Origin of the sequence: Falsirhodobacter xinxiangensis (genome assembly GCF_004959935.1) — a bacterium.
GTDB lineage: Bacteria > Pseudomonadota > Alphaproteobacteria > Rhodobacterales > Rhodobacteraceae > Falsirhodobacter > Falsirhodobacter xinxiangensis.
Map to the genome: position 1 here is coordinate 228,660 of NZ_SMYN01000006.1, position 9,648 is coordinate 238,307.

A 9,648-nucleotide genomic window follows, 5' to 3' on the forward strand; every position below is an offset into this window, starting at 1 on the left:
TTGGTTACACGCGCAGGCAGTTGCGCTACACCGAACGCTGGGCCGAAGCGGGTAGCGACCTCCGGGTCGGCAGCGTTCGGGCAACCATGACGATGCGACAGCCGAGACGATCAACGGTATCTTCAACGCTGAGGTCGTCCACCGCCGCGGACCAGGTCGCAGCTCCGAAGCGGTCGAATACGCCACATTGGGATGGGTCGACTGGTTCAACAACCACCCCTGGCTGGAGCCCATCGGGAACATCCCACCGGCGGAAGCCGAGGACAACTCCCAGGGCGAACCCACGCCTGCGCAACCAACGAAAATCAGCCCTCGGCAAACTCCGAGCGGTTCAGATCGCCCTGATCGAAAGCTTCAACGCCTGCGCGATGCACGGCTAAACGAGGAGATTTCCGACAGCCTCGACGATCCCCGCCGCAAGATTCGCCGTATGGCGCTACTATAACGTAGTCAGGCCGCACCTCTCGCTCGGAAATCTGACGCCGCTCGATGCACGCTGGATGCTTGGGCTACACGATGGCTCCGCGCCCGACGCGCTGGCCATCAGGCCACCCGCCGACCACCAATCTCAAACCGGCCGACCCTCGTTATGACCAGGCGACTGACCGCGGCAGGTCAGGGCGGCTTGCGGGGCAGTGCTGACCGAAGACGACGCGCGGCGGTTAGGACGGTTGGGCGCGAAGGGCAAAGTCAGCGATGGGACGGTATGGGGCCAGTGGATGAGTTCGGTAAGGAACCGCCAAGCCAGTGCCGCGAAGGTGCCGGGTGCCCGCCCGTTTTCGCGCTGCGAAATAGGCGTCAGTTGCTGGCCAGCGTTTCGGCGGGACGATAGATGAAGCCATAGGCCGGGTTCACCCGACCGAAGCTGCCACCGTTGTCCACGCGCACCTGCGACCAGTCATTGCGGGGCGAGACGTCGATCACCGCATCCACGGTGATGCGGTTGCGCGTCCAGTTGGCCTGCACCACCTTGATGGTGCGGGAGTCCACCACTTCCGCCACGACGGCGACATGGCCCATGGGCATCGCCTTTGAGGAACGGAAGTTCAGGACCGCCCCCGTGATCGGGGTATGGCCGCGCGGATACTCATTGCCTGCCTGGTTCCACCACGTATTGGCATTGCCACGAATCTCCACCCCCGAGACGAGGCGGGCGAAGGGCACGCACCAGATGCGGCTTTTGCCCTGAACCTGACGCGTGGCGTCATGGGTTGCCCGTTGAAGCTCGGCAGGGCTGACGGCAGCTACGACGATGGGATCGTTGGAATGATCGCCCGTCGACGCATGGGCACCAAGCGCCATTGCGCAAGAAATGGCGATGCCGCCGATCCAGCTCTTGACCTTCATTCTGTCCCAAATCCGTTTTGTCCGGTTGACAGGCAGACACCACGGAAAGGGTTAATGGATCAACAACGACCGGCGGGGATGCGCGGAACCCCGCCGATACATGTTTCAGTTGTCTTCGACGAAGACCTCGTCGCGTTTTTTACGCACCTGCGGCAGGAACACGACGATCAGAACCACCAGTGACAGAAGCAGCAATCCGGCGCTGATCGGGCGGGTGGCGAAAGTTGCCGGATCGCCGCGCGACAGGATCATGGCGCGGCGCAGGTTCTCCTCCAGCAGCGGGCCGAGAACGAAGCCCAGAAGCAGCGGCGCAGGCTCGCAGCGCAGCTTCAGCATGACATATCCCAAAAGCCCGAATGCGGCGACGGCATAGAGATCATAGACGTTCGAGCGCACCGAGTAGACCCCGATGGAGCAGAAGGCCATGATGATCGGGAACAGCACGTAATACGGCACCGTCAGCAGCTTCACCCACAGCCCGATCAGCGGCAGGTTCAGCACGATCAGCATCAGGTTGCCGATCCACATGCTGGCGATGATCCCCCAGAACAGCGCGGGCTGTTCGGTGGCCACGTTCGGCCCCGGCACGATGCCTTGGATGATCATCGCGCCGACCATCAGCGCCATGACCGGGTTCGCCGGAATGCCCAGCGTCAGCAGTGGAATGAACGAGGTCTGCGCCCCTGCGTTGTTGGCAGATTCAGGCCCCGCCACCCCTTCGATCGCGCCGCGCCCGAATTCCTGCGGGTTCTTCGAGATGCGCTTTTCCACCGTATAGCTGGCAAAGGACGCAAGGATCGCGCCGCCCCCGGGCAGGATGCCCAGCGCCGATCCAAGCGCCGTCCCCCGCAGCACCGGCGCGACCATCCGCTTGAAATCCTCGCGCGAGGGCCAGAGGTTTCGGACGTTGGTCTTCATCACCTCGCGTGTCTGCTCGGATTCGAGGTTCCGCAGGATCTCCGCGATCCCGAATACCCCCACCGCCACGGCGACGAAGTTCAGCCCATCCGCATATTCGCGAATGCCCATGATGAAACGCGGCGTGCCGGAATAGATGTCGGTCCCGACAAGGCCCAGCAGAAGCCCCAGCACCACCATCGCCAGCGCCTTCAGGATCGAGCCATGCGCCAGCGCGACCGAACTGACGAGGCCCAGCACCATCAACGAGAAATACTCTGCCGCGCCGAATTTCAGCGCAACGACCGTCAGCGGCGGGGCGAAGATGGCCACGAGGAAGGTCGAGACCGACCCGGCGAAGAACGAGCCGAGCGCGGCCACGGCCAGCGCCGTCCCCGCCTTGCCCCTGCGCGCCAGCTGGTAGCCGTCGATCGCCGTCACCGCCGAGGAGCTTTCCCCCGGCATGTTGATCAGGATCGCCGTGGTCGAGCCGCCATATTGCGCGCCGTAATAAATCCCCGCCAGCATGATCAGCGACGATACGGGTTCAAGCTGGAAGGTAATCGGCAGCAGCATCGCGATGGTCGCCGTTGCGCCGATGCCCGGCAGCACGCCGACCAGCGTTCCGAGGATCACGCCGATAAGGCAGAACCCCAGGTTCGCGAACGAGGTAGCCGTGGCGAAGCCAAGGGCGAGGTTTGAAAGAAAGTCCATCTCTGCCCCCTCAGAACCGCAGCCACGGGCCGAACCGCTGGAACGGCAGACCGAGCGCATAGCTGAAAACCAGCGTCGAGAAGATCGTGACCAGCACCGCGAGCAGAACCGCGTAATGCGGCTTCATCTTGCGAGAGGCGAAGGCGGCGATCAACGCCGTCAGGAACAGCGACACGACGAAGCCCAGCCCCCGCACCGTCAGCCCGAAGAAGATCGGGGCGGGCAGGATCAGCAGTATCCCGCGGATGGCAAGCGGGCCGATCGGCTCAGCCTCGTTCCGCACCGCCTTGACCATGACGGTGACGCCCAGCAGGATCAGCACCCCCGCCAATACCAGCGGGAAATATCCCGGCCCCATGCGCAGCGAGGTGCCAAGCTCCATCCCAAGCGATTGATAGGCGAAGAACAACCCCGCCAGTATGAACAGGATGCCCGCGATGGCATCGCCCTTGTCGATTTCGGTTTTCATTGAACCCTCCCCCTTGAAACGCCCGCCGCACAGGCGGCGGGCGGGGTCATCAGTCGGCGTAGACGCCAGCGGCTTCGATCACCGGCTTCCAACGGGCGATCTCGGTCTCCAGCTTCTCCTTCAGTGCGGCGGGGGTCGCATCCTCGGCGGGCGAGGGAGTGGTGCCCAGATCAGCGAAAGCCTTCACGATGCCGGGGTCCGCCAGCGCCTTTTGCAGCGAAGCCGACAGTGCTTCGTTCACCTCGGCCGGGGTGCCCTTGGGGGTATAGATCCCGTGCCAGATGGAAACCTCGGCTGCCGGAATGCCGGCCTCGGCGACCGTCGGAAGGTCGGGGAACAACTCCAACCGTTCGGGCGTCGTCACCGCATAGGCCTTCACCGTTGCACCTTGGATCTGCTTGGTGGTGTTGGTCGTCTGGTCGCACATGATATCGACCTGCCCGCCCAGAAGGTCGGTCATCGCCGGGCCGGTTCCCTTGTAGGGCACGGTCACCAGCGGCACCTCCAGCGCCTGCATCAGCAGCATCCCGCACAGGTGCGACGCGGCCCCGATCCCGGCATTGGCCAGTGTCAGGCTGTCGCCATTCGCCTTCACATATTCGATGAAGGCGGCCATATCCGCCGGCTCGAAATCATTGCGGGCCAGCACCGTCATCGGAACTTCGGTCACGAGGCCGACATATTCGAACGCGTTCAGCGTGTCATAGGCGAGGTTGCGATAAAGCGTCTCGCTCGTGGCCATGCCGATGTGGTGCAGAAGGACGGTATATCCATCGGCCTCCGCCTCGGCCACCTGCGAAGCACCAAGCGTGCCCCCCGCGCCGCCAAGGTTTTCGATGATGATCTGCGTGCCGAGGTCCGTCCCCATCTTCTCGGCCACCAGCCGCGCCACCGTATCGGTCGGACCGCCCGCCGCGAAGGGCACGACCATCGTGATCTGCCGTTCGGGGTATCCTTGAGCAAATGCCGCACTCGCCGCACAAAGCGCGCCGACCGAAAGGCCTGCAAGGCGAAGGTAAGTCATCGTATCCTCCCTAGATCTGACTTCCCCCGATTGGGCGCCTCGCCAGTTCTCTCTGCAACAGGCCCGTGGGGGTAGTTGTCAGGATAGTGTCAGTTTTGTGGGAGAGAGGGGTGGGAAACGTGACAAGTTCGGTAAGGGGTGGGTGGGTTTCCACCCGTCCCTGTATGGAACGCAGCATAAATCACCCTTTTCCCACCTTTTGACGCCCTTTCACGTCACCATTAACGCCCTTTGCCCCTCAGACGATTCACAATATCCAACAAATACAGCGGTTTCATCCGCGCTTTCCCTGAATCTCTTCTTGGCCTTCTCCGCCCCATTGGCGCTTCCGCCGCCTGGATTGACGGTCGCGGCGATTACGCCCCAGCGTTCCTGAATTGTTCTCGTCGCGCTCCGGCTCCCCGAGCTGCGCCGAGAACCACCATCCGCCGCGAAGCAGGAGATTTCCGGCTTCCGGCAGCCAAAGGAACGCTGACGATGACCAGGACACCGACACCAAAATCCGACCGGCGCCACCGCTACGACGCGCATTGGAGCCATCTCGCTCTCCGCGCCGCTCTGGAGGCGACGCTGCGAGGCAACACCATGAGCAAGGTCGCGGGCAACCTGCTGCGGCAGAATGCCGAGAAGCTGGCTGCCGCGCTCGATCCGGCTTACACCGCCGAGCATGCCGCGGCCGACCTTGTGTCAGGCGAGGTCGCCGAAGCGATGCGCAAGGCCTTCGAGGTCTATGGCAATCGTGCGATCCATCCCTCCGCCTTCGGCGCGGCCCAGCATCCGAGGATGTCGGCGGAGCAGGTCTATGTGCTGCTGCGCCTGTGCCGTGCCATCCGCACGGAGGACCGGCTCGCCGCGATGTCGGCGCCGAGCGCGCTGACCATCGTCGTTGGCGGCGACACGGAGGAGCTGTCGTTCAAATGGGCGATCAGCGGCGCGTTGCTGCCGGACTGGATGTGCACCGACCGCTACGTCAACGAGCCCTTCCAGATCATCACTGCCGAGATGTGCGAGGTGAACCACAAGAAGCACCCGCGGCATTCGATCGCCTCGGTCCTGAGCAGCCGCAATCCGGTGCTGTTGACCATGGAGAAGGGGGAGACGATCCCGGACCCGGTCGCGGTGGCCGAGACGGTTCGCGTGACGCTGGAACCGGCGGACCGGACGCTGATCCTGTGGATGCTGGCGCTGCTGCATCCCGACACGCCGCGGCCGGAGCTGGACCGGCTGCGCCGGCGGCTGCCGCCGGACGAGGCTCTGGGCCGGATCGGGCAGTTCGAGCTGCTCGCCACCTTCCGCGCCGCCTCCGCGCGGGACACGGTGAAGGCGCTGCGCACACTCGCGCAGAAGCCGCCGGAGGTCTCGTCCGGCCTGCGGCTTGCGGAACTTGCCGGATTCGGCGAGGCGAAGACGGTCGCGCTGCAGATCGTCGAGGATCTGCAGGCGTGGAAGCGGGGCGAGTTGCCTTGGGCTGACGTCACCCGCGGCCTGCTGCTCTACGGCCCGCCCGGCACCGGCAAGACGGAACTCGCGCGCGCCATGGCACGCGAACCGAGCATTTCGCTCGAATGCGGCAACTATACGACCTGGCAGCAATGCGGCCACCTCGGCGATGCGCTGAAGGCGATGGACAAGACGTTCCGCGAGGCAAAGGCCAACGCGCCCTGCGTGGTCTGGATCGACGAGATCGACAGCTTCGGCTCGCGCGATAACCGGAACACGCAGCATCAGAGCTATGACATCAAGATGATTAACGGGCTGCTCGCGCATCTCGATGGCATCGCCGAGCGCGACGGGGTCGTGATCCTTGCCGCCTGCAACCATCCGCAACTGCTAGATCCGGCGATCAAGCGGGCGGGCAGGTTCGACCGATCGATCTATGTCGGCCTGCCGGAACGCGACGATCTGGCGATCATCCTGCGCCAGTATCTGGGCGATGATCTGCCGGAGGCGGACCTGCAGCGGATCTCGGTGCGTGCCAAAGGCAAGAGCGGTGCCGATTGCGCGGCGGCGGTGCGCAATGCCCGAGCTTCTGCGCGCGGGGCGAAGCGCGCGATCTGCGAGGAGGATCTGATCGCGGCCCTCGGGGGCACGGGCGACAGCCTGTCCCGCGCATCACTGGAGGCGACGGCGTATCACGAGGCGGGCCATGCCGTGGTTGCGGCGGCGCTGAAGGTCGGGGAGCCTTCATCGGTGCGGCTCGAAGACCGGGGCGGGCTCTTCAGCGTCACGAAAGCGCCGCAGGTGGAGACAACCGAGGACATGCACCGTTTGCGTGCGGTCGATCTCGCGGGCCGGGCGGCCGAACGTCTGATCTACGGCGCCCCGATGCCGAGTGCTGCCGGCACCAATGACAGCGACATCGCGCAGGCGACGCGGACTGCGCTGCGGGAGGAGTTGAGCCTGGGGCTCGGCTCGTCCGGCGCGATGTGGTTCGGCAGCAGGCACGAGCCCGAGACGCTGCTGCGGATGCCGGCGGAGATGCGGGCGCATGTCCGGCTGCTTCTGGACCGGTCCGAGGACCATGCGCTGCGCATCCTCGAGGCCAACCGCCCCGCGCTGGATGCGCTGGCCACTGCGCTGATCGAACAGAGGATCGTCGCGGACGAGCAGTTGCGGGGCTTCCTGTCCACGGTCGTCGATGTTGGCGGGGAGGCGCGGCCATGATTATCGAGCAGTGGCCATACTTCCTGATCCTCGGCGTCTGCATTCTCATCTTCGCCTTGTTTGCGATTGTGGAGCTGCGGTTGTTCTGGCGTCAGCGCTCCGAGGCAAAACGCAAGGAACAGTTCGAGCGCGACCTTAGTCGCGCTCTGAGCCGCGAGGGGTTTTTGTTCGAACCCGGGGATTTCCATGTCACGAGGTCCGCGGGCCTGAAGATGGGCGGCATGCCCGAACAGATCTGGGTGGCCGTCAAACACCGCTATGCCGCTCCTATTCCGTATCGGCGGGATGACATCGTCGAGAGGATCGAGCGCCGCGAGCAGAGCAGGCCTGGCCACTACTATGTTGCTGACGTGGAGGTGCGCGCCGACCTTATCGTGTTGGCTGAGCTTGCGCTCGGCGGCAGCAGGGCGGCGGTGGACTGGTTCGGCCGCCATCACGACGAGTTCGGCGGGTCACCTGCGTCGTTCTTGCAGAACGGCGGAGATGAAGCAAAAGTCGCGGGGCATTTGAAGAGCATGCTGTCATGCAGCGCTCCCACCGAGCGGGAGGCACGGCCATGAATGCGGCCTTTTTGCTAGTCGCCTTCCTGATCGCCAGTGTCTTCTTTGAATGGCTCGAAGGGGCTGCGCGCCCCGCAGCCATGGTGGGACATGAGCTCACATGGATCGACTGGATGTTCGCGATCGCCATCGGCGCGATCGGAGGGCCGACGCTGGCGATCGTGATGGTGCGGTTGATCTATTGGCATCAGCGGCGCTCGGACGCTGCCCGGAAAGCCTATGCTGAACGGGTGAGGGACAAGGCGCTTCGCGACGTTGGCGTATCCCGGAGCATCGAACCGGTGCCTGCCGATCACCAAGCGACGATTGTGGTGGTGTCGACGTCAGGAGGGTGGACGTCAGGCATGCCTGAGACGGTCTATCTCGCCGCCGTCGGGCGGGAGGGCTCGCCTGTGCCTTATGCGCGAAAAGATATGGAATAGCCTCGCCACCGCATTGCGAGAGCAGCTTGGGCTGCACGTGTCTCTCATCAGACACGCGCGCGGCCTGAACGCGAGGGCAGCTGCCTGTTCCGTCGTGTGTCCATAAGTCGGACAGGGCATTCGCGGCATGTCTTAGTGACGCGAAAGCCCCACACAGGACGTTCGGGAAGCGACTACCATTTCAACCCGCAGCAACGCGAAAGCCCCAAAGCCGTCATTCGACAGAGCGTGCTGAAGGCTTCGTCACAACGCTTAAGCCCCATTGCGGCCGCTTGTCAGCGTCGCGCCTGGACACGGAACTAGCACACACATATGCGGTCATCTGAGCACAGTTTCGCAATTTTTTACGCATCGGCTCATATAGATCCTCGAAGGAAAATCTGATGCGTTAAGCAGTTAAGCTAGTCAACGCTTCCGATGCAAAGGTTTTACCATTGAAACTGATTTCCTTTTCCGTAGAGAATTATCGTAGCATCACCACAGCCCGCAAAATACAGCTTGAAAATTATTCATTACTTGTTGGTGCAAACAATGAAGGAAAGTCGAACATTCTACACGCTCTCGCGCTAGGCATGAACGCGCTCTCAGCATGGGTATCTCAAGTTCGCAGAATGCCTGATGGAAGAATGGTTAGAGTAAGGCCTTCGCTGTTGGGACACCAACTGGGTTTTGATTGGGCTTCGGACTATCCAATCGACAAGCAAGGAAAAGCGAAGGATGATTCATGTGCTAGAATAACGCTTGAATTTGGCCTGGATGAAGATGAATTCTCTGAATTTTCGCAGCGGATTAAGAGCAATTTAAATGGAACGCTGCCAATCCTGCTGTCGTTTGGTAAATCGCACTTCGATCTTTCTGTGCAGAAGCCTGGGAGAGGGCATGCTACTCTCAATCGAAAATCAACCAAAATCGCTTCATTCGTTTCGGATAGAATTGGATTCCACTATATACCGGCAATCAGAACTTCATCGTCTGCGGCTGAAGTTATTGGTCGGCTCGTAGAGAAGGAACTCAGGTCGATTGCCAGTGGCCTCATTGCACTAGACCATCTGGGGGGCGCAAGCTCATTGTCGCAGAAGGCATCATTTTACAAATCTTCTGCTTGTGACATACAGGCATTCATAGATAATGACGCTGCTGGAAAACTTGCGGTCGAAAAAGCTGTTTTAGCTAGGACGCTGAAGATTGCTGACGTAAATCTATCATTCTATCCGGGAAAAGATGAGTCCGAGCTGGAAGATTTATACGACAAAAAAGTCTATCGAGATGGCTTCTTTTCCGAATTTGGTGTCGACGTTACAAAAAAGCCTATAGGGAAAAAATCTGGAAAATGGTCAGATCTTCTTTCAAAACTATTTTTAGAAAGCGGTAAAACATGGACAAATTCCCAAAAAGATGCATGTAAGATTTGGCTCGCAGACTTCGCGGCTAATCATGCCGACACTATTATACTCGAAAAGACGAGTGGGGCACTAGATGCATTTGTTGTAACAGTTGAAGACAAAATCGGGATGATGTGAATGTCTGCTAATGGGAGATTGTGTTGAAAAA

General features: G+C 61.6%; 8 protein-coding genes and 1 pseudogene. 5 read left to right on the forward strand and 4 right to left on the reverse strand.

Annotated elements, in window-relative coordinates; genetic code table 11:
- Positions 1-20 precede the first annotated feature (20 nt).
- Positions 21-445: pseudogene (locus tag E2K76_RS21185) on the forward strand (hypothetical protein); the annotation flags it as partial.
- A 353-nt stretch (positions 446-798) separates the two neighbouring features.
- Here E2K76_RS21185 and E2K76_RS10045 read toward each other — a convergent pair.
- The 4 genes from E2K76_RS10045 to E2K76_RS10060 all read right to left on the reverse strand — a co-directional run bounded on the left by E2K76_RS10045 (position 799) and on the right by E2K76_RS10060 (position 4,451).
- Positions 799-1,347, reverse strand: a complete 549-nt coding sequence (locus tag E2K76_RS10045; protein WP_136684162.1) for a CHAP domain-containing protein — start codon at positions 1,345-1,347, stop codon at positions 799-801.
- Between the two features lie 105 nt (positions 1,348-1,452).
- Positions 1,453-2,958 carry a tripartite tricarboxylate transporter permease gene (locus E2K76_RS10050; RefSeq protein ID WP_136684163.1) on the reverse strand — a complete coding sequence of 502 codons (1,506 nt, stop codon included), beginning with the start codon at positions 2,956-2,958 and terminating at the stop codon, positions 1,453-1,455.
- Positions 2,959-2,968: 10 nt separating this feature from the next.
- Entirely contained in the window at positions 2,969-3,427 is a 459-nt protein-coding gene (locus tag E2K76_RS10055) for a tripartite tricarboxylate transporter TctB family protein (protein ID WP_136684164.1), read from the reverse strand.
- A 49-nt stretch (positions 3,428-3,476) separates the two neighbouring features.
- The gene (locus tag E2K76_RS10060; protein WP_136684165.1) at positions 3,477-4,451 is read right to left on the reverse strand and encodes a tripartite tricarboxylate transporter substrate-binding protein; all 975 of its coding nucleotides are present in this window, start codon (positions 4,449-4,451) and stop codon (positions 3,477-3,479) included.
- Positions 4,452-4,928: 477 nt separating this feature from the next.
- On the opposite strand from E2K76_RS10060, the gene E2K76_RS10065 reads away from it, so the two are divergent.
- The 4 genes from E2K76_RS10065 to E2K76_RS10080 all read left to right on the forward strand — a co-directional run bounded on the left by E2K76_RS10065 (position 4,929) and on the right by E2K76_RS10080 (position 9,617).
- Positions 4,929-7,115 (forward strand): AAA family ATPase, encoded by a 2,187-nt coding sequence (locus tag E2K76_RS10065; protein WP_136684166.1) that lies wholly within the window; start codon positions 4,929-4,931, stop codon positions 7,113-7,115.
- Positions 7,112-7,675, forward strand: a complete 564-nt coding sequence (locus E2K76_RS10070) for a hypothetical protein (RefSeq protein ID WP_136684167.1) — start codon at positions 7,112-7,114, stop codon at positions 7,673-7,675. Before E2K76_RS10065 ends, E2K76_RS10070 begins: the two co-directional genes overlap by 4 nt.
- The gene (locus E2K76_RS10075) at positions 7,672-8,097 is read left to right on the forward strand and encodes a hypothetical protein (RefSeq protein ID WP_136684168.1); all 426 of its coding nucleotides are present in this window, start codon (positions 7,672-7,674) and stop codon (positions 8,095-8,097) included. The genes E2K76_RS10070 and E2K76_RS10075 overlap by 4 nt, the downstream gene beginning before the upstream one ends.
- A gap of 434 nt (positions 8,098-8,531) precedes the next feature.
- A complete protein-coding gene (locus E2K76_RS10080; RefSeq protein ID WP_136684169.1) occupies positions 8,532-9,617 on the forward strand; it encodes an AAA family ATPase in 1,086 nt (361 codons plus the stop codon).
- Positions 9,618-9,648: the final 31 nt, after the last annotated feature.

Excerpts from the sequence above, each read along its gene's own strand:
- E2K76_RS10045 (WP_136684162.1), bottom strand. The coding sequence starts at position 1,347 with ATGAAGGTCAAGAGCTGGATCGGCGGCATCGCCATTTCTTGCGCAATG.
- E2K76_RS10050 (WP_136684163.1), bottom strand. The coding sequence starts at position 2,958 with ATGGACTTTCTTTCAAACCTCGCCCTTGGCTTCGCCACGGCTACCTCG.
- E2K76_RS10055 (WP_136684164.1), bottom strand. The coding sequence starts at position 3,427 with ATGAAAACCGAAATCGACAAGGGCGATGCCATCGCGGGCATCCTGTTC.
- E2K76_RS10060 (WP_136684165.1), bottom strand. The coding sequence starts at position 4,451 with ATGACTTACCTTCGCCTTGCAGGCCTTTCGGTCGGCGCGCTTTGTGCG.
- E2K76_RS10065 (WP_136684166.1), top strand. The coding sequence starts at position 4,929 with ATGACCAGGACACCGACACCAAAATCCGACCGGCGCCACCGCTACGAC.
- E2K76_RS10070 (WP_136684167.1), top strand. The coding sequence starts at position 7,112 with ATGATTATCGAGCAGTGGCCATACTTCCTGATCCTCGGCGTCTGCATT.
- E2K76_RS10075 (WP_136684168.1), top strand. The coding sequence starts at position 7,672 with ATGAATGCGGCCTTTTTGCTAGTCGCCTTCCTGATCGCCAGTGTCTTC.